The following is a 22,460-nucleotide window of genomic DNA, read 5'->3' on the forward strand; positions in this document are numbered from 1 at the left end:
CACGCAGGACTGGCAACGCGGAACTGGAAACGCGGGACTGCGCGCCCGGATGAGCGCCTGGCCCTTCAACGCCCTTTGGACGGCAAGGTTCCGCGCTGCGGCATCAGATGGCCATCAGCCGGCGCACATTGTCGCCATCGAGGCCGCTGCGGTCGCCCGCGGCCACCACCTCGCCGCGGTCCATCAGAATGAAGCTGTCGGCCAGCTCGCGGGCGAACTCGAAATACTGCTCCACCAGCACGATGGCCATGTCGCCCTTGTCGCGCAGATAGGAGATGGCGCGGCCGATGTCCTTGATGATGGAGGGCTGGATGCCCTCGGTGGGCTCGTCCAGAAGCAGCAGGCGGGGCCGCGTCACCAGCGCCCGGCCGATGGCGAGCTGCTGCTGCTGGCCGCCGGACAGATCGCCGCCGCGCCGCCTCAGCATGGAGTTCAGCACCGGAAACAGCTCGAACACCTCGTCGGGCACATATTTGTCCTTGGCCGCCAGGCGGGCATAGCCGGTTTCCAGATTCTCCTTCACCGACAACAGCGGAAACACCTCCCGCCCCTGCGGCACGAAGCCGATGCCCCGGGCCGCGCGATCCGGCGTGGAGAGGCGGGAGATTTCCTCGCCGCTGAGGGTGATGGAACCGGAGGCGATGGACCGTTGCCCCATGATGGCCCGCAGCAGCGAGGTCTTGCCCACCCCGTTGCGCCCCAGAACGCAGGTGACCTTCCCCGCCTCGGCGCTGAGCGACACCTTCTTCAAGGTGTAGGCGGCGCCATAATAGAGATCGAGATTCTCCACCTTCAGCATGCAACGCGCTCCCGGCGGGTATCGGATCCGAACATCAAAGCCGTCTCACCCCTCCAGCCACCGCGAGCGGGAGGGTGCGAGCCGGCGGCCCCTGCCACTGCAAATCGCCCCCGCGATCGCAGGCGGACCAGGCGGCCATCGCCACAGCCACCGCAAGCCCTCTCCCGCCTGCGGGGGAGGGTTGGGAGGGGGAAAGCGGCGCTTTCGGCCCGCCGCACCGGTCGGCCGGGAGCGCTGGCGCCCGAGCGCCAAGCTGCGCCTGGACCCACAGCCTCCCGCCCCCTCCCCGGCCCTCCCCCGCAGGCGGGAGAGGGAGCGGCCGGGCGCAAGCGGAAACCGGCGGGATCGAGCGGGCCAAGCTGGCGACAGCAAACAGAGAGCGGCGCGACCATGGCTCACCGTCCCAGATAGACTTCGATGACGCGGGGATCGGCGCTCACCTGGTCGAGGGGGCCCTCGGCCAGCACCGAGCCCTCGTGCAGCACCGTCACCTTCACATCAAGATCGCGCACGAACTGCATGTCGTGCTCCACCACCACCACCGAGCGGGTCTTGGCGATCTCCTTCAACAGCACCGCCGTATCCGCCGTTTCCTGGTCGGTCATGCCGGCGGCGGGCTCGTCCACCAGCAGCAGGCGCGGCTCCTGCGCCAGCAGCATGCCGATTTCCAGCCACTGCTTCTGCCCATGGGAGAGATCGCCGGCGCGGCGGAAGCGATGATCCTTCAGACGCACCCGCTCCAGAAGCTCGTCCACCCGCGCGCTCTCATGGGCGGTGCGATGCCAGCGGATGTTGGCGAAGGCGCGCCGGTCGGCCTTCACCGCCAACAGGATATTGTCTTCCACCGTGTGCATGTCGAACACGGTGGGGGTCTGGAACTTGCGGCCGATGCCGAGCTGGGCGATGGCCGCTTCGTCGAGGGTCGTCAGATCGTTGATGCCGGCGAACAAAGCGGTGCCCGTATTGGGCCGGGTCTTGCCGGTGATGACATCCATCATGGTGGTCTTGCCGGCGCCGTTGGGGCCGATGATGGCCCGCATCTCCCTGTCGCCGATCACCAGCGACAGAGCGTTGAGCGCGCGGAAACCGTCGAACGAGACGGTGATGGCATCGAGATAGAGCAGCGCCGAGGTGAGCGCCTGCGGATCGCGCACGGGATGATCGACGGCGAACACGGCATCGTCCACCTCCAGGGAGATGGCGCCGGGAGATTTCACCGCATCGGAGGAGATCTCACTCATGGCGTGCTCTCCACCGGCACGGGTGGCCGGCGCCGCAGCCGGCCGGAGATCTGGGCACCGAGGCCCAGAACCCCCTTGGGCAGGAACAAGGTGACCACCACGAACAGGGCGCCGAGGGCGAACAGCCAGGCATCGGGCAAAACGCCGGTGAACCAGGTCTTGCCCGCATTGACGATGAGCGCGCCGAGCGCCGCCCCCACCAGCGTGCCGCGCCCGCCCACCGCCACCCAGATCACCATTTCGATGGACTGGGCGGGGGCGAATTCCGACGGGTTGATAATGCCCACCTGCGGCACATAGAGCGCCCCGGCCACCCCGGCCAGCATGGCCGAGAGGGTCCAGGCGAGCAGCTTGTAATTCTCCACCCGGTAGCCGAGGAACCGCGTGCGGCTTTCCGCATCGCGCACCGCCACCAGCACCTTGCCGTATTTGGAGGTGACGAGCGCCCGGCAGATCAGATAGCCCAGCGCCAAAGCCAGCGCCGAGGCCACGAACAGCACCAGCCGCGTCTGCGGCGCCTGGATGGAAAAGCCCAGGATGTCCTTGAAATCGGTGAGGCCGTTGTTGCCGCCGAAGCCCATGTCGTTGCGGAAAAAGGCCAGCATCAGCGCGAACGTCATGGCCTGGGTGATGATGGAGAGATAGACCCCCGTCACCCGCGAGCGGAAGGCGAACCAGCCGAACACGAAGGCGAGCAGCCCCGGCACCAGCAGCACCATGAGCGCGGCGAAGGGAAACCAGTCGAACCCCAGCCAGAACCAGGGCAGTTCCTTATAGTTCAGGAACACCATGAAATCCGGCAGAACGGGATTGCCATAGACCCCGCGCGGGCCGATCTGGCGCATCAGATACATGCCCATGGCATAGCCGCCGAGGGCGAAGAAGGCGCCGTGCCCCAGGGAGAGCACGCCGCAATAGCCCCACACCAGATCCACCGCCACCGCCAGCAAGGCGTAGCTGAGATATTTGCCCAGGAGCGGGATCATGTAATCCGGCACGTGCAGCGGATTTGTGGGCGACAGCAGCAGGTTGGAGGCCGGCACCAGCACCGCTGCCGCCAGCACGATGACGAGGAAAATGCCGCCGGTGCGGTCGATGATGCGGGTGCGGTTCACCGGCGGCCTCCCCCTGTGGCAGCGATGAACCCGCGCACGCCGCACAGCTCAAACCGCCCCGTCGCCCTCCGGCTTGACCGGAGGGCCCAGGCTTCGGCCCGACGCAGAGAGCCGAGGGCGCGCTGGGTGCTCCGGTCAAGCTGGAGCACGACGGCGGGTGGGGGGAGCGCGCTGTTCACTGCGGACACGCCGTCTCTCATGATTCCACCGCCCGGCCCTTGAGCGCGAACAGGCCGCGCGGGCGCTTCTGGATGAACAGGATGATGAAGACGAGCAGCGCGATCTTGCCCAGCACCGCCCCGGCGAACGGCTCCAGAAGCTTGTTGGCGACACCAAGGGTGAAGGCCCCCACCAAGGTGCCCCAGAGGTTCCCCACCCCGCCGAACACCACCACCATGAAGCTGTCGATGATGTAGCCCTGGCCGAGGTTGGGGCTCACATTGTCGATCTGCGAGAGCGCCACCCCGGCGATGCCGGCAATGCCCGAGCCGAGGCCGAAGGTGAGGGCATCGATGCGGCCGGTGCGGATGCCCATGGCCGCCGCCATGCGCCGGTTCTGCGTCACCGCCCGCACATAAAGGCCGAGCGAGGTGCGCTTCAGCACCAGCAGCAGGGCGACGAAGACCAGCAGCGAAAAGACGATGATCCACAGCCGGTTATAGGTGATGGACATCTGTCCCACCTGGAATGCGCCGGACATCCAGGAGGGGGCGCCCACCTCCTGGTTGGTGGGGCCGAAGATGGAGCGCACCGCCTGCTGCAGCATCAGGGAGACGCCCCAGGTGGCGAGCAGGGTTTCCAGCGGCCGGCCATAGAGGAAGCGGATCACCGTGCGCTCCAGCACCACGCCCACGAGGCCGGTAAACAGGAAGGCCGCCGGCAAGGCGATGGCCAGCGACCAGTCGAACAGATGGGGCGCGCTGGAGCGGATGACATCCTGCACCACGAAGGTGGTGTAGGCGCCCAGCATCACCATCTCCCCATGGGCCATGTTGATGACTCCCATCACCCCGAAGGTGATGGCGAGGCCGATGGCGGCGAGCAGCAGCACCGAGCCCAGCGAGAGGCCGTACCAGACGTTCTGCGCCACCGCCCAGAACTTCAGATCGCGCTCGATGGACACGATGCCGACCTGCGCGGCGCTCTTCACCGCCGCCGGCGCATCGGCCGGCACGGTGCGCAACAGGCCGAGCGCCTCCTGGTCGCCCCGGTCCACCAGAAGCTTCACCGCCGAGAGGCGCTCCGCCTCCGGCGCTGCGGGAGAATTGAGGAGGATGGCGGCGCGGGCCTCGGCGAGGGCGGCCTTCACCTGCGGCACGCCCTCCCGCGCCAAAGCGGCATCAAGGGTCGGCAGCACCGCCGGATCGCGCGACTTGAACACCGCGGCCGCCGCCTCCCGCCGGCGGTCGGCATCGGCATCGAGCAGCGACAGGGCCCCCATGGCCGCCTCGATGGCGCGCCGCACCCGGTTGTTAGCCCGCACCGGGCTGAGATCGACCGGCGGGCTCGCCACCGGGGCGCCGGTGGCGGCATCGCGGATCGCGCCGGCGGGGGTACGGATGAACACCGCCTTGCTGGCCCCGTCATAGAGCAGCCGCCCGTCCGCCAGCGCGTCCACCACCGCCGCCGCCTGCGGGCTGGGGCTGGTGGCGAGTTCCGCCAAAGCAGCGGCGGTGTCGGCATAGCGATCGGTGGAGAATTTCCCGAGGATGGCGGCAAAACCCGTGTCGGCGGTCACCGCCGGGGGCGCCCCGGACGTCACCGGCACCGCAGGGGTCACCGGCGCCTCGGGCGTGCCCTGGGCTCGGGCCGCTCCGGGGGCGGCCAGCAGCAGCGCCAGCAACAGCAACGGGCCCAGCCCCGATGCCAGGGCGGCAAGCCGCCCGCCGCGCATCGGCAAAAGGAAACGTCCGAAAAGGAGACTTCGCTCGGCAGAAACTGGCACCACGCGCTCGCTCCAGATCAGGCGCTCCGGACGGGGCGCGATGGGGGCATCCAGTGAGATCGAAACGCCGAAGCGCCGGCGTCGCACCCGGCCGCCGCGACCCGCGCGCCACCGCTGGACTGCGGCGGGGAGCCGGCTGCGGCCGGGTGGCCGTTGTGCGCCCTCTCCCCGGGCAGGGGGGAGAGGGCTGGGTGAGAGACCACCGCCGCAGCCGAGAGCTTTGCCGCGGAAGCCGGTCCTTCGCCGTGCCCCGACACCCCCCACCGGGAGGGCCCCGGAACTCACCCCGGCGAACCCTGGGACGGCGCCACAAGGGCACCCTCCGGTTCTGCTCCGCCCGCCCTGCGGCCACCGCACCCGGGGTTACCTCCGGCTGCGGCGGCGCTTTGACGGCGCCTTATTTGGCGGCGCCCAGGCAGACGTTCTTCACGGTGTCGTAGTTGCCGCAATTATACTTCACCCAGTCGGCCACCAGGTTCTTGGAGCCATCCAGGTAGCGCGACCAGGCTTCGCCGGGGATCAGGTCCTTGGTCTTCCACACCACGTCGAACTGGCCATCGCCCTCGATCTCGCCGATGAAGACGGGCTTGGTGATGTGGTGGTTGGGCAGCATCTCGGAAATGCCACCGGTGAGGTTGGCCTGCTTGATGCCCGGCAGTGTCGCGATCACCTTGTCGGGATCGGTGGTGCCGGCCTTCTCCACCGCCTTCACCCACATGTTGAAGCCGATGTAATGGGCCTCCATGGGATCGTTGGTGACGCGCTTGGGATCCTTGGTGAAGGCGTGCCACTTCTCGATGAAGGCCTTGTTCTCCGGCGTGTCGATGGACATGAAGTAGTTCCACGCCGCGAGGTGGCCGAGCAGCGGCTTGGTGTCGATGCCCGCCAGCTCTTCCTCACCCACCGAGAACGCCACCACCGGAATGTCGGTGGCCTTGACGCCCTGGTTGGCCAGCTCCTTGTAGAACGGCACGTTGGCATCGCCATTGATGGTGGAGACCACCGCCGTCTTCTTGCCCTGGGAGCCGAACTTCTTGATGTCGGACACGATGGTCTGCCAATCGGCATGGCCGAACGGCGTGTAGTTGATCATGATGTCCTCGTCCTTCACCCCACGGGACTTGAGGTAGGCTTCGAGGATCTTGTTGGTGGTGCGGGGATAGACATAGTCGGTGCCTGCCAGAACCCAGCGCTGCACCCCTTCCTCGTTGGCGAGGTAGTCCACCGCCGGAATGGCCTGCTGGTTGGGCGCGGCGCCGGTGTAGAACACGTTGCGCTCGCTCTCCTCCCCCTCGTACTGCACGGGGTAGAAGAGAATGTTGTTCAGTTCCTTGAACACCGGCAGCACCGATTTGCGCGAGACCGAAGTCCAGCAGCCGAACACCGCCGCCACCTTGTCCTTGGTGATGAGCTCACGGGCCTTCTCGGCGAACAGCGGCCAGTTGGAGGCGGGGTCCACCACCACCGCCTCGAGCTTCTTGCCCAGCACGCCGCCCTTCTTGTTCTGCTCCTCGATGAGCATCAGCATCACGTCTTTCAACGTGGTCTCGCTGATGGCCATGGTGCCCGACAGCGAATGCAGAATGCCCACCTTGATGGTGTCCTCGGCGCGTGCGGCACCGATGCTGCCCGCCACGGCAGCCACCGCCGCCAGCGCGCCCAGCCCCCGGGCTGCCCTCTTGAACATACCGAGCATGCGCGGTCTCCCTCGTCCGTTTCTGGCCTGACCCGCCCCTCCTGGCAGCAAGGGGTGTGCCAAAGAGCGTCGACGCAACGGCCTTCGGAGCAAGACGGTAAAGCTGAACCGGCATGGGCCCGGGACAGGCGCTGCAGGCCAGAAATCTGCCGGAAAACTGCCTGTAAGTAAGGCATATGCCCAATTCTTGACGAAATGCGCGTGCCCGCAGGGCCCCCGGCGGCGATGGATCTGTCTCGCGGTCGGGGACGGCGGGCCCGCTGGGGCGCCACGCGCCGCATGCCCCCTCTTGACGCGCGCCACCGGGCAGACTTCCGTGCGCCGGAACGATGAGAAGGAGCAAGGCCGTGGACGATCTGATTGCGGGGTACCAGCGCTTTCGGGAAGTGGCCTGGCCGGGTCGCAAACAACTGTTCGAGCAGCTCGCGGCCAAGGGTCAGAAGCCGGAAACCCTCGTCATCGCCTGCTCCGACAGCCGCGTCGACCCGCAGATGATCTTCGATGCCGGCCCTGGCGAGATGTTCATCGTGCGCAACGTGGCGAATCTCGTTCCGCCCTACCAGCCGGACGCCAATTATCACGGCACCTCGGCGGCCATCGAATTCGCGGTACGGGTGCTGAAAGTGAAGCATGTGGTGGTGATGGGCCACGCCCAGTGCGGCGGCGTGCATGCCCTCTTGGAGGGCGCCCCGCCCCAGGCCGGCGACTTCATCGCCGAATGGATGACCATCGCCGAGCCCGCGCGGCGGGAAACCGAGGCCTCCGGCCTGCCGGAACCGGAGCGGCATCGCTTCTGCGAGCAGTGCTGCGTCAAGCTCTCGCTCGGCAATCTTTCGAGCTTCCCCTGGGTGCGCGAGCGGGTGGCTGCCGGTGATCTCGCCCTGCACGGTGCCTATTTCGGCGTCGCCACCGGCAAGCTCGAGCTTTTACAGGATGACGGCGCCTTCAAAGCCGTCTAAGCCCACACCATCCCGTGACGGCGCCGCGCGGCGTCACGGGATTGCGGCACAAGCTGACTTTTTCGAGGCGCCCCATTTCGAGGCGCTCCATTTCGAGCCGCTCCATGCGCATCCGTCTGGGCGCGGTGCAGCAGGTCGCGCACGGTGGTGATTTAATACTGTCACAAGCCCCAGGCTAGACAACTCCCGCCCGGCTCCCCGACCTCAGGGAACCGGGTCTCTTGCGCCGGCTGGGCCCGCCCACCGGAGCGCCGCCCATGGATCCTCCGCGCGAGGGTCCGTTGTCGAGATCTCGTGCGGATCGCGGGGGGCATCCCTGCGACAGGAGGCGTGAGGATGAACATGGACAAGGTCCGCACCGACACGGTCACCACCGCGGCCTCCGCCGCGCTCGCCAGCCGGCTCGGCCAGGAGCACGTGGCCGACATCGTCGAGCTCCTCAATTCCAAGCCCCCCGAGGAGGCCACCGAGCTGGTGGCGGCCATGCCGCTCACCTGGGCGGTGGAGGTGCTGGACCAGCCGCAGTTCCACGATGCCTGTGAGGTGATCGAGGCGCTGCCGCAGGAGAAGGCCGTGGCGCTTCTGGAAGGCATGTCGGCCGACCGGGCGGTGGATATGCTGCGCTGGGTGAGCGACGACGCCCGCACCCGCCTGCGCGAGGGCCTCACCCCCGAAACGCGCACCGCCATCGACCACCTGCTGACCTATCCCGAGGGCACCGCCGGTTCGTTAATGACCACCGAGTTCGTCAGCGTGCCCGGCGACTGGACGGTGCAGCAGACCCTGGACCACATCCGCGCGGTGGAAGGCAGCCGCGAAACCATCTACGCCATCTATGTGCTCGACCCCCTCACCCGCCGGCTGTTGGACATCGTCACCCTGCGGCGGCTGATCTCGGGGGCGCCGGATGCCAGCATCCGCAGCGTCGCCCAGCCCTACGCCCCCATCTCCGTCAGCCCCACCCTGCCGCGGGAGGAGGTGGCCCGCACCATCTCCAAATACGACCTTCTGGCCGCCCCGGTGGTGGACAGCACCGGCCACGTCATCGGCATCGTCACCGTCGACGACGTCATCGACGCCATGATCTCGGAGCAGACCGAGGACGTGCAGCGCATGGGCGGCATGGAAGCCATCGACGAGCCCTATCTCGACATCTCCTTTGCGCAGATGATCAAGAAGCGCGCCGGCTGGCTGTGCGTGCTGTTCCTGGCGGAAATGCTCACCGCCTCGGCCATGCAGGTGTTTTCCGACGAATTGGAGAAGGCCATCGTGCTCGCCCTCTTCATCCCGCTGGTGATGAGCTCGGGCGGCAATTCCGGCTCGCAGGCCACCTCCCTCATCATCCGCGCCCTGGCGCTGCAGGAGGTGAAGCTGAAAGACTGGTGGCGCGTGGCCCTGCGCGAGTTGCCCACCGGCATCGTGCTCGGCGCCATCCTCGGTGTCATCGGCATCATCCGCATCACCATCTGGCAGGAAACCGGCATCTTCGACTATGGCGAACACTGGACGCTGCTGGCGGTCACCATCGGCGCGGCGCTGGTGGGCATCGTCACCTTCGGCTCCATCACCGGCTCGCTGCTTCCCTTCATCGTCAAGCGCGTGGGGTTCGATCCGGCCTCCGCCTCGGCGCCGTTCGTCGCCACCCTGGTGGACGTGACCGGCATCGTCATCTACTTCTCGGTGGCCTGGGTGTTCCTGCACGGCACCATTTTGTAAGGCGGCGCCCGAAGCGGATGGAGGGCGAGATGGCGCAATCCGATCTGCCCGCCCTCGCGGTGGAAGCCCTGCGCAGGGCCCTGGCCGAGGCGGTGGCGGACATCGACCCGGCGGCGATGGTCGCCGTCAGCTCTCCCTGGCGCGCGCCCGAGAACGGGCTGTTCCTTCATCTTTACGATCTGGAGCCGTGGCGCGATCCCGCGCCGAAGCCACAGGCGCCCCTCCGCCCTGCCCCCTCCTGGCGGCTGCGGCTGCTGGCGGGGGCCTTCGGTCCCAGCGATCTCGCCATTCACCGGCTGATCGGCGCGACGACGGCGCAGTTGCTGGCCCAGCCCGTCATCGCCCCGGAGCAGCTGCAGGCGGCGGCCGTCGCCCTCGGCCTCGCCCCCGAGGCGGCCGCCCGACGCGCCCACGTGCGCCTGCAGCCCCTCGACATCGCCGCCATGACCGCGTTGTGGCAGCGCTTCGCGCCCATGCGCTACAGCCTCTCCCTCGGGGTCGAGATCAGCATTCCCTGAGCCTGTCAGCCGGAATATTTTACCTTCTCAGAATACGATTGATGGTTGCCGCAACTTGCTGCAACCTGAAGGTAGCGCCCAGCGTATTGGGGCGGGATCGGTCGTTATCCCCCGGAGGCCTGCGAGACGGCCCCAGTTTCTGAGGAATGCTTCGTTATGATGACCGCCATCACTGCCATTCTCATCGTCGTGGCTCTGGTGTGGATGATGCGCGTGGAAGCGCGCCTGCGTGAGCTGTTCGACCGGCTGGAGCGCCAGCGTCCCGCCGAGCGCAGCCAGGAGCCGGTGAAGTTCTTCTGAACCACCGCGGCGACCAAGGCGGCCCGCCGCGGCCTGCCGATGCAACTCGGCGCCGCCGGCGCACCGACCGACACCACCACCCCAGTGCCCTGTCCCGCACCGCCTTCTGGCAACAGCGCGCCATCACGGGAGCCGGCGAATCGCACCATCCCGCATCCCCAAGCGTTCAGGTCTGGCGCAAGGGGCGGAAGCAAGGGGCGGGCGCAGTCGGGCGAGTGAGTCGGCCGGGGGCGTAGGGCCAGCCGCCGGCTGCTCGGCCTGGCTCCACACCCCGCTGCCAGCGCGCCGATTCGCGCACGATTCGGCGCGTCTGCCGGCGATTCGCGCTCACGGGCCTGAATGCCCGCGGGTGCGAGCGGGGCCCGTGTCCGCGCGGATCTCTTGCCGGAATATTGCCGGGCAAAAGGCAGCCTTTGCTCGGCTTTGCGAAAGATGAGGAGAGAAATCGGGAAAGGCGAGGCTAGAAACCTCGATGCTGCCCGCGTGGGGAAGGCAGACTTTCCGCAGCCCCCATCGGGAGAAGACTGCGATAACTGGTCGGAGTGGCAGGATTTGAACCTGCGACCCCCACGTCCCGAACGTGGTGCGCTACCAGACTGCGCTACACTCCGTGGCCAGGGCGATGCCTCTAACATGCTCCGCTGCGCAGATGCAAGGGGTGTTGTGCACCTTGCTCGCTTGAACGGTGGATGGCCCCATGCCATAGGATGCCGGCCCGCGGGGTCTCTCCGTGTGGCTGTAATGATTTTGACAATGTGGAGTAAGGGCAAATGGCGACGGACGGTTTCGCGAGCGGTCTTCTGAAGGGCAAGCGCGGGCTGATTCTCGGTGTCGCCAACAACCGATCCATCGGCTACGGCATCGCCAAGGCGGCCCGCGCCCAGGGCGCGGAGATTGGCCTGACCTACCAGGGCGAGGCCCTGAGGAAGCGGGTGGAGCCCCTCGCCAACGAGCTGGGCGCCCAGGTGGTGGGTCATTGCGACGTGACCGAGCCGGAGACCCTGGACGCGGTGTTCGCCGAGGCGGCCCGGCTCTATGGCAAGCTCGACTTCGTGGTGCACGCCATCGCCTTCTCCAACAAGGACGAGCTCGATGGCCGCTATGTGGACACCACGGCGGACAATTTCACCAAGACCATGTTCATCTCCTGCTACTCGTTCACCGCCATCGCCCAGCGGGCCGAGAAGCTGATGACCGAGGGCGGCTCGCTGCTCACCCTCACCTATTACGGCGCCGAGAAGTGGATGCCCCATTACAACGTGATGGGCGTGGCCAAGGCGGCGCTGGAAGCCTCGGTGCGGTATCTGGCCGCCGACCTCGGCCCCAAGGCGATTCGCGTGAACGCCGTTTCCGCCGGCCCCATCAAGACCCTGGCGGCTTCCGGCATCGGTGATTTCCGCTACATCCTGAAGTGGAACGAGCTGAATTCGCCGCTGCGCCGCACCGTCACCACCGACGAGGTGGGCGACACCAGCGTGTATCTCCTCTCCGATTTGTCACGCGGTGTGACCGGCGAAGTGCACCATGTGGACGCCGGATATCATATCGTCGGCATGAAGCACCCGGACGCCCCCGACCTCGCTCTGGCGCAGGACTGAGGGCCTCGGGCGCACGCACAGGAGACTGATGATGCGGACAGCTCTGCGGATGGTCGTGGCCGTCGCCCTCCTCGGTGGCGCGCCGGCGTTCTGCGGCGGCGCGGTCGCCCAGACCCTGCCGACCTTCCAGCAATATCCGCTGCGCGACCGCGTCTTCGGCCCGGGCGGCGCGCTGTTTCCCGATTATTCCAACCCCAGCGAGGGCGGTACGTCCTATATGACCGGCGTCGGCTCGGCCAAGGGCGCCATCTTCGCGGCGGGCACCACCGACTTCAACTGCCAGCAGACCCAGGTGCCCACCATCAAGGTGCTGTCGGCCCCGGCCGGCGCCAAGATCGGCATCGGCTTCGGCCGCTTCGTCGCCACCGGCATCGATGGCGGCGCCCTCGGCCTGAATGGCGGCGCCACCACCAAATGCGTGGGCCAGACCCTCAAGGGCACGGTGGTGACCTACAAGGGGCCGCGCCGGCCGGGCGAAACCGTTTCCCTGCGCGTGACCTATCCGGTGACCGGGGCCTGGTACGATCACGTCGTGCCGGTGCCGGCCCGTTGAGCACCGCCCCCGGCGACACCGCCGGCATGGACCCCGCCCGCCGCACCGAAGAGGGCGCCGCGCCGCCGCCGGGCGGGCGCCGCCTGTTCCTGGTGCGCCATGGCGAGACCGATTGGAACGTCGCCGGCCGCCTGCAGGGGCGCCGCGATGTGCCGCTCAATGCCCTGGGGCGCATTCAGGCGGGCAGCGTCGGCCGGGTGCTGCACCGCCTCGCCCGCCCACCGCACACCCTGTCCTTCGTCTGCAGCCCGCTGGTGCGCGCCACCGAGACCATGCGCATCCTGCGCACCAGCCTCGATCTGCCGGCGCACGATTTCGCCACCGACATCCGCTTCGCCGAGCTCTCCTTCGGCCGCTGGGAAGGCCAGACCTGGCCGGAGCTGCGGCGGCGCAATTACGACGCGGTGCGCAAGCGCGATCGCGACCCCTGGCATTTCACCCCGCCGGAGGGCGAGAACTACGTTCAGCTCAGCCACCGGGTGGCCGCCGCCATCAACGAGCTGCCCGGGGATGCGGTGGTGGTGACCCATGGCGGCGTCATCCGCGCGGCGCTGCACGTGCTCGCCGGCATGCCGGTGGCGGAGGCCTCCGGCCTGCCGGTGCGGCAAGGCGCGGTCTATGTGGTCTCCGGCGGCCGCTTCGCCGTCGCTGACTGAGTCCCACCCCTTCCCTGGCATTGTTCTTGCTGCGTTTTCTCCGCGGCGCGCCGCATCGCGTCCCCGTGTCGTGAAGCCGACGCGGCGGCGTCGCGTCGCCTTCACGCGCCATTTTTCACGGCGTCCTTTGCCTCATTGTCCCATTGCCCCGGGGGTTTCCATGACCGATATGGCCGAGTTGCAGAAGCGCAAGATGCCCCTCAACCTGGCCATCGTGCATGTGGACCCCGACGCCTTCATCACCCATTACGTGCCGTGGCTGGAGATCACCACCTACATCATGGCCCAGCGCGCCGGCGAGCCGGTGGCCCCGGTGGACGGCAAGACGCCAACCCTGACGCCCCAGCAGCTGGCCACCGGCGGCGTCCACACGGTGGGCAACGACACCCTGTTCGCCTTCGCCATGACCGCCGCGCTAAAGGGCGACAAGGCCGCCGTGGACAAAGTGGAAGAGGCGCTCGTCGCCGCCATGGGCAAGGAATATCCTGGCAATTTCGCCCTCTGGCACTTCCGCGCCCAGATCGACGCGCCGGTGACGCTGGATGATTTCGTCGGCCAGGCGGGCAAGAAGATGCTGCTCGGCGACATTCCGCCGCCGCCGCTGCGGGCCAAGGAGAATTGGAGCGCCGGCCTGCGCTTCTTTGAAAAGGCCCGCAAATCTAACTTCGTGCACGAGATCATGTATCCGCTGGCCCTGTGGCACCGCGCCAAGTGGACCGAAACCCTGGAGAAGGGAATCGCCTTCCTCAAGCACATCGAGGACACGGTGCCGGTGCTGCGCGACACCCTGGACGACCCGCGCAACGACCAGGCCTTCATCGCCAACCTTCTCCTGAAGAATGCGTTCGGCGTGGATATGGAGCTGACCGAGGAATACGAAGGCTTCCTGCGCTCACTCGCACGACGGGATTAAGGCCGCGGGCCGGAGCCGCCACACATGGCGGAGGGCGCGCGCTAAAGCCCTCTCCCGCCTGCGGGGGAGGGTTGGGAGGGGGCACGCCCCGCAGCCGCGCGCACCTCATCCGCCAATGGGCGGGAGCCAAACTCCAAGCGCCGGCGCAGACCCGGAGCGTTGCGCCTTTCCCCTCCCCAGCCCTCCCCCGCAGGCGGGAGAGGGAGCGAACGAGCGGACGGCGCGGCTACGGACGACAAAGGGCTGCTTCGGCGCGCAGCCCGCGCCCGCCCCTCACTCCCCGCCGGCGACCTTCTGGCGGTGGAGGACGTGGGGGCGGGAGACCAGGAGCTTGTCGATGCGGCGCCCGTCCATGTCGACGATCTCGAACCGCCAGCCGAGGTCGTGGAACACCGCGCCCTCCTCCGGCAGTTCCTTGATGCGCGAGAGGGCGAAGCCCGCCACCGTGTGGTAGCCCTCGTCCACCGGCAGGTCGACGGCCAAAAGCTCCATGAGCTCGTCGATGGGCGTATCGCCGGCCACCAGATAGGAGCCGTCCTGCCGCTCCACGATATTGCGCTCGCCGGGCTCGCCCTGCTCGTCCACCGGCACGGTGCTGGTGATGGCGTCGAGAAGGTCGTAGCCGGTCACCACGCCGGCCATGTCCCCATATTCATCCACCACGATGCCCATGGGCACCGAGGCGCCGCGCAGGATGCGCATGGCTTCCAGCGCGCCCACGCTCTCCACCAGGAACGGCACCTGCTGCACGAAATCGCGCGGGTCCGGATTTTCGCCCTTCAGATAGGCGTCGAGCACCCGTTTCGCCTGGATCACGCCCACCGTCTCCTCGGGCGAGCCCTCGCAGGCGGGCAGGCGGGAATGGGGCGTGTCCAAAAGGGCGGCGCGCACCTCGTCCGGGCTCTTGGAGATATCCACCCACTCCACGTCCGGGCGCGGCGTCATGATGGCGGTGACCGGCCGGTCGGCGAGGCGCATCACCCCCGAGATCATGCGCCGCTCCGCCGGATCGATGACGCCGGCGGTCTCCGCCTCGGTGATGATGGCGCGGATTTCCTCGTCGGTCACCGCGTTGCGGCCATCGTCGCCGGCGCCCAGCAGGCGCAGCATGATGCGGGTGGAGCCATCCAGCAGCCACACCGCCGGGGCCGAGACCTTGGACAACGCCACCATGATGGGCGCCACCAGGCAGGCGAGCTTCTCCGGATTCTGCAGCGCCATGCGCTTGGGGATCAATTCGCCGATCACCAGCGAGACATAAGTGATGGCCGCCACCACCGTGGCATAGCCCACCGGCCCGGCGAAGCCGGCCGGCATGCCGGCATCGCGCAGCACATCGCCCAGCTGGGCGCCGAGGCTGGCGCCCGAGAAGGCGCCGGCCAGAATGCCGATGAGCGTGATGCCGATCTGCACCGTGGAGAGGAAGCGGCCGGGCTCGGCCCCCAGCATGAGCGCCGCCCGGGCGCCACGCTGGCCGCGCTCCGCCATGGGCTTCAGCCGCGCGGGGCGGGACGAGACGATGGACAATTCGCCGGCGGCGAGGACCGCATTGAGCAGCACCAGGACCAGGACGATGATGATTTCAAGGAAAGGCATGGCGGGAAATAGGGCTCCGTCGGCTCCTCCTTAGCACATCTGCCGCCGATTGGGGCAGCTGCCGAACGGCGCCGCGTTGCCGCGCCCAGCCGCCGCACCCGAGGACGCATCGAAGAGGGCATCAGAGAGGGCATCGCGCGCCCGATCGGGCCCTCGATGCGGCGCGCCGCCGTTTGCATCGCGGCCGGGCTCGTCTATTGAGCACAGCAGAGGCAACAAGGTCGCGCCATGTCGTTCAACACTTTCGGGCATCTGTTCCGCGTCACCACCTTCGGCGAGAGCCACGGGCCGGCCATCGGCTGCGTGGTGGACGGCTGCCCGCCGAACCTGCGCTTCACCCTGGAAGAGGTGCAGGCGGCGCTTGATCGGCGCCGGCCGGGCCAGTCGCGCTTCACCACCCAGCGCCGGGAGCCCGATGCGGTGGAGGTGCTGTCGGGCACCCTGCCCCACCCGGACGGCGGGCTCGTCACCACCGGCACCCCCATCGCCCTCCTGATCCAGAATGTGGACCAGCGCTCCAAGGATTATGCGGACATCGCCGGCGCCTACCGGCCGGGCCACGCCGATTTCACCTATGACATCAAATACGGCATCCGCGACCATCGCGGCGGCGGCCGTTCCTCGGCGCGGGAAACCGCCACCCGGGTGGCGGCGGGGGCCATCGCCGCCAAGGTGCTGCCGGGCGTGGTGGTGCGCGGCGCCCTCGTGCAGATCGGCGACATCGCCATTGACCGCAACCGCTGGGACTGGGCGGAAGTGGACAACAACCCCTTCTTCTGCCCCGATCCCGGCACCGTGCCGGCCTGGACCGACTATCTCGATGCCATCCGCAAGAAAGGCTCGTCCATCGGCGCGGTGGTGGAGCTGGTGGCGGAAGGGGTGCCGGCGGGCCTCGGCGCACCGCTCTATGGCAAGCTCGACGGCGATCTCGCCAGCGCCCTCATGGGCATCAATGCGGTGAAGGGGGTGGAGATCGGCGAGGGCTTCAACGCCGCCCGCCTCACCGGCGAGGAGAATGCCGACGAGATGCGGCGCGGCAATGAGGGCCACCCCCACTTCCTCGCCAACCACGCCGGCGGCATTCTGGGCGGCATCTCCACCGGCGCGCCCATCGTCGCGCGGTTCGCGGTGAAGCCCACCTCCTCCATCCTCACCCCGCGCCAGACCGTCGATAAGTTCGGCGAAGAGACGGAGCTATTCACCAAGGGCCGCCACGACCCCTGCGTGGGCATTCGCGCGGTGCCGGTGGGCGAAGCCATGATGGCCTGCGTGCTCGCCGATCACCTGCTGCGCCATCGCGGCCAGGTGGGGGACGGTACACACTGGCCGTTTCCCCGCTGACGGCAAATTTCAGTGATAGCGAAATTTCGCGTTTTTCATTGTCACTGAAATTCGCGGCGTTATGGTGGGGCCATGAAGCTCGCGGAATGGCTTTCCAGCACCGGCACCAAGCGCAGCGCGTTCGCGCGGCAGGTGGGCTTGTCGCCCGCCAGCGTCACCGCGCTGTGCAACGATGACAGGGCCTGGATCTCCCGCGAGACGGCCGAGAGGATCGCAGAGGCCACCGGCCACGAGGTGACGCCCAACGACTTCCTCGGTCTTCCTCCGCTCAGCGTGCGAGAATTGCCCGTGACCGATACCACCCAGGCCCGCGTCCAAGCCGCCATCGAAGCCTTCGCCCGCGGCGAGATCATTGTCGTCACTGACGACGATGACCGTGAGAATGAAGGCGATCTCATCGTTGCCGCCTCGCTGGCGACGCCGGAGAAGATGGCCTTCATCATCCGCAACACCTCCGGCATCGTCTGCGCGCCGCTGCCCCCCTCCGAGGCGAAGCGCCTGCGGCTCGACCCCATGGTGTCGGCCAACGACGCGCCGCTCGGCACCGCCTTCACCATCTCCATCGACGTGAAGCACGGCACCACCACCGGCATCTCGGCGGAAGAGCGCACCAACACCGTGCGCGCGCTCGCCAACCCCAACATGGGGGCCGCCGATTTCGTGCGGCCCGGCCACGTGTTCCCGCTCATCGCCAAGGAAGGCGGCGTGCTCATGCGCTCCGGCCATACCGAGGCGGCGGTGGACCTGTGCCGCCTCGCCGGCCTGCCGCCGGTGGGCGTCATCTCCGAGCTGGTGAATGACGATGGCACCGTGAAGCGCGGCGCCCAGGTGGCCGAGTTCGCCGATACCCACAAACTCACCCGCATCTCGGTGGCCGATCTCATCGCCTATCGCCAGTCGCGCGAGAAGCTGGTGACCCGGGCCGCCGAATTCCCGGTGCCCACCTGCGTGGGCGAGCTGCAGGGCTATTCCTATACCACCCCCTTCGACTCGGTGAACCATCTGGCCCTCGTGAAGGGCCGCATCGGAGATGGCGAGAAGGTGCTGGTGCGCCTGCACCGGGCCGACCCCATCGCCGACGCCTTCGCCGGTGGGCGGACCATCCAGAAGGCGCTGGAGCGCATCGACGCGGAGGGCCGCGGCGTGCTGGTCTATCTGCGTGATGGCACCGCCGGCGTGCCGCCGGCAGCCATGGGCGCCGGCGAGATGACCCCGAGCGAGGCCGAGCGCGACCGCCATTGGCGCGAGGTGGGCCTCGGCGCCCAGATCCTGCGGGATCTCGGCATCGTCTCCATCCGCCTTTTGGCCTCCAAGACCCGCACCTATGTGGGGCTCGGCGGCTTCGGCATCGAGATCGTCGATACGGAGACCGTCGACCAGTAGCCGCCACTTCAAGGGGAAAAGAGGCGGCTCAGCTCTTTTGCCCCCGACCGGAAGGTGTCAGCATCATCGCGACGCAATGTCGCGGTGGACACCGCCCGTCGGGGAGTGACACAGCATGAGCACGCGCACGTCTTGGCGGGAACAATGGGGGTGGATCTGGCGCACCGGCCTGCAGGGCGCCGGCCTCGCCCTGCTGCTGGCGCCGGGCGCTGCGGCGGCCGATACCGGCGGGCGGCCAGTGGACCTCGAGCTGGTGCTGGCGGTGGACGTGTCCTACTCCATGGACACGGAAGAGCAGACCCTGCAGCGCCAGGGTTATGTGAGCGCCATCACCTCCGCCGAATTCCTGCAGGCGCTGCGGGAAGGCCCCGAGGGCCGCATCGCCGTCCTCTATGTGGAATGGGCCGGCGAGCATGAGCAGCGGGTGGTGGTGGACTGGCAGCTGATCGACGGGCCGCAGAGTGCCCGCGCCTTTGCCGACGCCATCGCCACGGCGCCGCAGCACCGGGTCTACCGCACCTCCATTTCCAGCGCCCTGCTGTTCAGCGCCGACCTGTTCGACCAGAATGATTTCAAGGGCCTGCGCCGGGTCATCGACGTCTCGGGCGACGGGGTGAACAACCAGGGGCCGCCGGTTCACCTGGTGCGCGACGCGGTGGTGCAGCGGGGCATCACCATCAACGGCCTGCCCCTGGTGCTGAAGCGGGGCAGCTCAGCCGCCATCGATGTGCCGGAGATCGACGTCTATTACGAAGATTGCGTCATCGGCGGGCCGGGCGCGTTCGTGATCCCGGTGGAGCGGACCAGCGAATTCGCCCGCGCCATCAAGACCAAGCTGGTGCTGGAGGTGGCCGGCGTGGTGCCGCCGCCGGGCCCGGGTCTCGTGGTGCCCACGGCCGCCGGCGCCCCGCGCATCTCCTGCACCATCGGCGAGCGCATGTGGATCGACCACTGGTCCAATTGAGGACGGGCCGGCCCCTCACTCCACCGCCAGCCGCTCCGCCAGCTCGCTCACGTCCTCCCAGCTGAGGTGGTGGGGCCCCGCGGGGGTTTCCACATGGACGCCGCCGGCGTCGACGGCGGCGGAAAATGCATCATCGCTCCCCACCGGGCTCAGATAGAGCGCATCGGTGCGGCGAAAATCATGGGCCACCGCGGTGAAGGCCCGCGACAGCGTGCGTCCCTCCTCCAGGGTGAGGTCGAAAGACACCGTCTCGCTCAGCCTCATGCGCAGCATGTCGCCCAACAGGCGGTGCGGAACGCGCGTCACACGCGGATAGATCATGCCCCCTCCGCCCCTAGACGATCCGCACCTCGGCGGGCGTGGCGATGAACGCCATGCGGTCGGCGGCGTCGAAATCGGCGAGCGGCAGCGCGAACACGAAGCGGTTGGCGTACCAGAAACTGGCATAGGGCAGGAACAGATCGCTGGAGGCGACGGTGGCCAGCACCCGCTCCCCGGCGAAGAAAGTGGCCTCGAACGTGCCGGCCGGGCCGACCGCTGCCGTATTGTCGCCGAACGCCTCGAACTGCACGAACACCTTGGCGCCGGCGAGCCCCGCCTCGGTGGTCTTGATGGCGATGACCTTCAGATCCTGGAACCGCCGGCCGATGGCGCCTTCCGCCAAAAGCTGATGGAACTCGTGCACGCGGCCCTTCTTCACCACGGTGGCGTCATCGAGGGGCACCCCGAGATCGGCCAGGCCAACCGGCTTGGCGGGAGCGAGGGCAACGCTGACGCGGGTTTCCTGCAATACGGGCAAGATCGGCTCCTGTCGGGTTCTGCGTCGTAAACCCGACCAAACCGCCGGGCCCGCCCCCCGCAGGCATATTGCGCGCCAGTTGGGGGGCGGAGACGGCGCGGGCTGCCACAGCCCCCGCCAGCGCCGGCCTGCCGCCGATCCGACCACATGGCCGGCAAATTCAGACGATACCGACACGCCAGTCATCACGCTGCAGACGCAACATCAGTTCTGTCAGCGGCAGGCGAGACCTCCGCGCCCGACCACCATTCCGCAAACAACGCCCACGAACGGATATGCAGGAATTCACGGGCGCACGTCAGGGACGACAAGCCGAAGCCGCGCAAGCGTTTACCGGAGCGCCCTCTCCTATGCGCGAACCGGCGCGGCCACTCCGCGGCAGAACGACCTCAACAACAGCCGGGCCAAACCAAGCAAGCGCATGATGACATCGTCATTGGTCCGGGACCGTCTTCGCCTAGGCTTCCGTCCTCTGCGGCGAGCCAACCCGCGCCCGCCGTTCCTGTTTGTCGGCATACATGAGCTGATCGGCCTCCTTAAGTACAGTTTGCAACGAACTGACAGACGGATCGGCGCTGGCAATGCCCAGACTTGCGCCCGGATAGTCGAAACGGCACTCGGCAAAAGCATATGTACCGCTCAGGAGCGGCGCCAATCGTCGGCGCATCGCCTCCGATGCACCGCCTGGATCATCGGTCCCGGAAGAGGCCGTCAGCCCGATCACGACGAACTCATCGCCCCCCCATCGCCCCAGCATGTCGCCCGCACGCAGACCGGTCGAGAGGCGCCGCCCAACCTCGATCAGGAACTCGTCGCCGATCTCATGCCCATAGGTGTCATTGATCGCCTTAAACCCATCCAGATCAATGAATGCCACCAGGACAAACTGCTTCGTACGCTTCGCCAAAGCGAAATACCGAGCCAACTCCGCGAGAATCGCCCGGCGATTTGGCAGCGCGGTCAGCGCGTCGTATCGCGCTGCATGCCGCTCTTCCTGGTGGCGGCTTACCATTTCTCCAGCGAGACGACCGGACAGCAGAACTAAGACAAGGCCGAAGCCCGCCACTAAACTCGCGATCCAAAAGTGCTGCCGGCGCATGGGCGCGAGGTGATCGAGCGCAGCCAGCGTGAGCAACTGATATTGCGCGTTGTTCAATGGCTGACGGCGGAGCAGATAGGGGTGCCCGTCGATGAGCCATTGATCGCCGAGGCCAGAGCCGGCCAACGCGCGCACGTCCATCGGCTTGCCGGGATCTTCGTCGTCGTTGTCGGAACGTCGCAGAGTGTCCGGCGGCAGAAGTGCCGCCACATTGCGTAGGATGAACGGCGCGGACGAAGCCGTGGTCACGCGCCCCTGACGGTTCACGATCAGCGCCATATGCCGGCCAGTCAGATAGAGCGCCATATCCGGCGCGTCGAACTTCACGGTGACCGAGCCGAGCGGCACGTCGTTGGCATCATCGATACGACTGGCCACGAAATAGGATGCCGTGTGGTTCAGGCGAGCGATACCGAACTGCTGCCCGCTGCCATCGCGCAACGCATCAATAAGGTAGGCCCGGCCCGTGTAGATCTGGCCCACGATGTTAAACGGCTCCGCCCATTGGCTGGCGATCACCGTATCATGTGACAAATTATTCATATAAATTCGAGCATAACGCAGGTCATTGGATAGCCGCGTCATGAAATCACCGACCCTGCGCACCAAGGGATCGCTCGTGAACTTTGCAGCGCGCTCCTCACGTGTCAATTCGGCGAAGCCGGGCGGATCGACGCGATAGCGTGCGGCGAGCTGAACCACCTGACTTTGGCTTGCCACCATATTCGCCATGCTGGTCAATTCGGTGAACAACCGATCAACGACGCGCGCGGTCATATTGGCTTCATATTCAGCGCTGGCGGCTAGGCTTTCGAGTTCCTCGGCCATGAGGCGCTGCGACATCCACCACCCCAGCCCGGCCGCCAAGGCCAGCCAGCCCATGGCGATGCCCAGCGTCACCCAACGCACGATAGGCGGCATCTGCCGCCCATGCTGGATGTGCTGCGACGGCAACCGACCCACACTGTCTCCAATGGTAAAACGATGGTCCAAATCAAAACCTGCAGCAGATCTGCCGTCCCCGCAATTCATCTTCTGTTGTGCCGCATGCCGGATCAGCTTTCGGAATAGTGCTCAGGCCATTCTCGCCCGTCACGCCCGGCATTCGGTTGAAGTGCTCGCACAGTGCTGGTGACGACAATCGGGCCCCGTCAGCCGACATGCTTCACGGCCCACAAATAACCCCAAGCCCAATATCACGCCCACATAACGGACGCTCGAACGTCCGCGATGGGTCCAACAAGCCCCCGCCCCGAAATATTAGAAGCC

20 protein-coding genes and 1 tRNA gene are annotated in these 22,460 nt (G+C 67.4%); 11 read left to right on the top strand and 10 right to left on the bottom strand.

Annotated features, from left to right (window positions below):
• Positions 1-103: 103 nt before the first annotated feature.
• The 5 genes from urtE to urtA all read right to left on the bottom strand — a co-directional run bounded on the left by urtE (position 104) and on the right by urtA (position 6,787).
• The gene (urtE, locus tag MEU52_RS06445) at positions 104-799 is read right to left on the bottom strand and encodes an urea ABC transporter ATP-binding subunit UrtE (RefSeq protein ID WP_238120771.1); all 696 of its coding nucleotides are present in this window, start codon (positions 797-799) and stop codon (positions 104-106) included.
• A gap of 395 nt (positions 800-1,194) precedes the next feature.
• Positions 1,195-2,040 carry an urea ABC transporter ATP-binding protein UrtD gene (urtD, locus tag MEU52_RS06450; RefSeq protein ID WP_238120770.1) on the bottom strand — a complete coding sequence of 282 codons (846 nt, stop codon included), beginning with the start codon at positions 2,038-2,040 and terminating at the stop codon, positions 1,195-1,197.
• Positions 2,037-3,155: an urea ABC transporter permease subunit UrtC gene (urtC, locus tag MEU52_RS06455; protein WP_238120769.1), complete on the bottom strand. Its 1,119-nt coding sequence runs from the start codon at positions 3,153-3,155 to the stop codon at positions 2,037-2,039. Before urtC ends, urtD begins: the two co-directional genes overlap by 4 nt.
• Positions 3,156-3,351: 196 nt before the next feature.
• The gene (urtB, locus tag MEU52_RS06460) at positions 3,352-5,049 is read right to left on the bottom strand and encodes an urea ABC transporter permease subunit UrtB (protein WP_238120910.1); all 1,698 of its coding nucleotides are present in this window, start codon (positions 5,047-5,049) and stop codon (positions 3,352-3,354) included.
• A gap of 448 nt (positions 5,050-5,497) precedes the next feature.
• Positions 5,498-6,787, bottom strand: a complete 1,290-nt coding sequence (gene urtA, locus MEU52_RS06465) for an urea ABC transporter substrate-binding protein (RefSeq protein WP_238120909.1) — start codon at positions 6,785-6,787, stop codon at positions 5,498-5,500.
• Positions 6,788-7,143: 356 nt separating this feature from the next.
• On the opposite strand from urtA, the gene MEU52_RS06470 reads away from it, so the two are divergent.
• From MEU52_RS06470 to MEU52_RS06485, 4 genes are all read left to right on the top strand, one after another.
• Positions 7,144-7,755, top strand: coding sequence for a carbonic anhydrase (locus MEU52_RS06470; RefSeq protein ID WP_238120768.1), 612 nt, complete (start codon positions 7,144-7,146; stop codon positions 7,753-7,755).
• A gap of 336 nt (positions 7,756-8,091) precedes the next feature.
• Positions 8,092-9,471 carry a magnesium transporter gene (mgtE, locus tag MEU52_RS06475; protein ID WP_443266104.1) on the top strand — a complete coding sequence of 460 codons (1,380 nt, stop codon included), beginning with the start codon at positions 8,092-8,094 and terminating at the stop codon, positions 9,469-9,471.
• A gap of 29 nt (positions 9,472-9,500) precedes the next feature.
• Positions 9,501-9,989, top strand: a complete 489-nt coding sequence (locus tag MEU52_RS06480) for a Pvc16 family protein (protein ID WP_238120767.1) — start codon at positions 9,501-9,503, stop codon at positions 9,987-9,989.
• Between the two features lie 159 nt (positions 9,990-10,148).
• The gene (locus MEU52_RS06485) at positions 10,149-10,289 is read left to right on the top strand and encodes a hypothetical protein (RefSeq protein ID WP_238125008.1); all 141 of its coding nucleotides are present in this window, start codon (positions 10,149-10,151) and stop codon (positions 10,287-10,289) included.
• A 534-nt stretch (positions 10,290-10,823) separates the two neighbouring features.
• On the opposite strand, the gene MEU52_RS06490 is transcribed toward MEU52_RS06485, so the two are convergent.
• Positions 10,824-10,900: transfer RNA gene (locus MEU52_RS06490), tRNA-Pro, on the bottom strand.
• Between the two features lie 159 nt (positions 10,901-11,059).
• Here MEU52_RS06490 and fabI point away from each other — a divergent pair.
• The 4 genes from fabI (at position 11,060) to MEU52_RS06510 (ending at position 14,009) form a co-directional block, all read left to right on the top strand.
• On the top strand, positions 11,060-11,887 hold the full coding sequence (gene fabI, locus MEU52_RS06495; protein WP_238120765.1) for an enoyl-ACP reductase FabI: 828 nt from the start codon (positions 11,060-11,062) through the stop codon (positions 11,885-11,887).
• Positions 11,888-11,915: 28 nt separating this feature from the next.
• On the top strand, positions 11,916-12,440 hold the full coding sequence (locus MEU52_RS06500; RefSeq protein WP_238120764.1) for a hypothetical protein: 525 nt from the start codon (positions 11,916-11,918) through the stop codon (positions 12,438-12,440).
• Positions 12,437-13,096 carry a histidine phosphatase family protein gene (locus MEU52_RS06505; RefSeq protein ID WP_238120763.1) on the top strand — a complete coding sequence of 220 codons (660 nt, stop codon included), beginning with the start codon at positions 12,437-12,439 and terminating at the stop codon, positions 13,094-13,096. Before MEU52_RS06500 ends, MEU52_RS06505 begins: the two co-directional genes overlap by 4 nt.
• A gap of 160 nt (positions 13,097-13,256) precedes the next feature.
• Complete coding sequence (locus tag MEU52_RS06510) at positions 13,257-14,009, top strand: hypothetical protein (protein WP_238120762.1); 753 nt, start codon at positions 13,257-13,259, stop codon at positions 14,007-14,009.
• Between the two features lie 273 nt (positions 14,010-14,282).
• On the opposite strand, the gene MEU52_RS06515 is transcribed toward MEU52_RS06510, so the two are convergent.
• Positions 14,283-15,605 carry a hemolysin family protein gene (locus tag MEU52_RS06515; protein WP_238120761.1) on the bottom strand — a complete coding sequence of 441 codons (1,323 nt, stop codon included), beginning with the start codon at positions 15,603-15,605 and terminating at the stop codon, positions 14,283-14,285.
• Between the two features lie 228 nt (positions 15,606-15,833).
• Between MEU52_RS06515 and aroC the strand changes: the two genes are divergently transcribed.
• The 3 genes from aroC (at position 15,834) to MEU52_RS06530 (ending at position 19,293) form a co-directional block, all read left to right on the top strand.
• On the top strand, positions 15,834-16,946 hold the full coding sequence (aroC, locus tag MEU52_RS06520; RefSeq protein ID WP_238120760.1) for a chorismate synthase: 1,113 nt from the start codon (positions 15,834-15,836) through the stop codon (positions 16,944-16,946).
• Between the two features lie 72 nt (positions 16,947-17,018).
• A complete protein-coding gene (gene ribB / locus MEU52_RS06525; RefSeq protein WP_238120759.1) occupies positions 17,019-18,329 on the top strand; it encodes a 3,4-dihydroxy-2-butanone-4-phosphate synthase in 1,311 nt (436 codons plus the stop codon).
• Between the two features lie 115 nt (positions 18,330-18,444).
• Positions 18,445-19,293, top strand: a complete 849-nt coding sequence (locus tag MEU52_RS06530; protein ID WP_238120758.1) for a DUF1194 domain-containing protein — start codon at positions 18,445-18,447, stop codon at positions 19,291-19,293.
• A gap of 15 nt (positions 19,294-19,308) precedes the next feature.
• Here the strand turns inward: MEU52_RS06530 and MEU52_RS06535 are convergent, their stop codons facing one another.
• The 3 genes from MEU52_RS06535 to MEU52_RS06545 form a co-directional block, all read right to left on the bottom strand.
• Positions 19,309-19,614: a hypothetical protein gene (locus MEU52_RS06535; RefSeq protein WP_238120757.1), complete on the bottom strand. Its 306-nt coding sequence runs from the start codon at positions 19,612-19,614 to the stop codon at positions 19,309-19,311.
• Positions 19,615-19,627: 13 nt separating this feature from the next.
• Complete coding sequence (locus MEU52_RS06540; protein ID WP_238120756.1) at positions 19,628-20,092, bottom strand: hypothetical protein; 465 nt, start codon at positions 20,090-20,092, stop codon at positions 19,628-19,630.
• 457 nt (positions 20,093-20,549) lie between these two features.
• Entirely contained in the window at positions 20,550-22,112 is a 1,563-nt protein-coding gene (locus MEU52_RS06545; RefSeq protein WP_238120755.1) for a GGDEF domain-containing protein, read from the bottom strand.
• Between the last annotated feature and the right edge of the window lie 348 nt (positions 22,113-22,460).

Source organism: Xanthobacter sp. NM-25 (assembly GCF_022138605.1).
GTDB lineage: Bacteria > Pseudomonadota > Alphaproteobacteria > Rhizobiales > Xanthobacteraceae > Xanthobacter.